This window comes from Pseudomonas sp. SIMBA_067 (assembly GCF_046534675.1).
Classification (GTDB): domain Bacteria; phylum Pseudomonadota; class Gammaproteobacteria; order Pseudomonadales; family Pseudomonadaceae; genus Aquipseudomonas; species Aquipseudomonas putida.
Genome location: NZ_JAWRYH010001430.1, coordinates 1 through 232 on the forward strand (window position 1 = coordinate 1; position 232 = coordinate 232).

The following is a 232-nucleotide window of genomic DNA, read 5'->3' on the forward strand; positions in this document are numbered from 1 at the left end:
GCTTGGCTCTGCTATCTCATCGGTATATATTTTTGCCGGTGGCAGAGTGTGCTTATTTACCATCAACAATGGAGCTTCACTGTTTACAGCGAGATCCGTCACGGCTGCGCGATTTTTTGCTATTGTTAGCGTTTTCACATCAGGGCCATCGGCATTAGTGGAAAAATAAAGTAGTGAGCCATCTTCTGTTTCAATCGGGTATGCAAGCGCTTCTTGCCCGTTAGTTAAGCGT

Annotated in this window: 1 protein-coding gene; it reads right to left on the minus strand. The window is 45.7% G+C overall.

Features of this window, described 5'->3' with window-relative positions; all coding sequences use genetic code 11:
• Window positions 1–232 (minus strand): hypothetical protein (locus tag SB765_RS34125; RefSeq protein ID WP_410933090.1); only part of this gene is annotated, 232 nt, incomplete at both ends.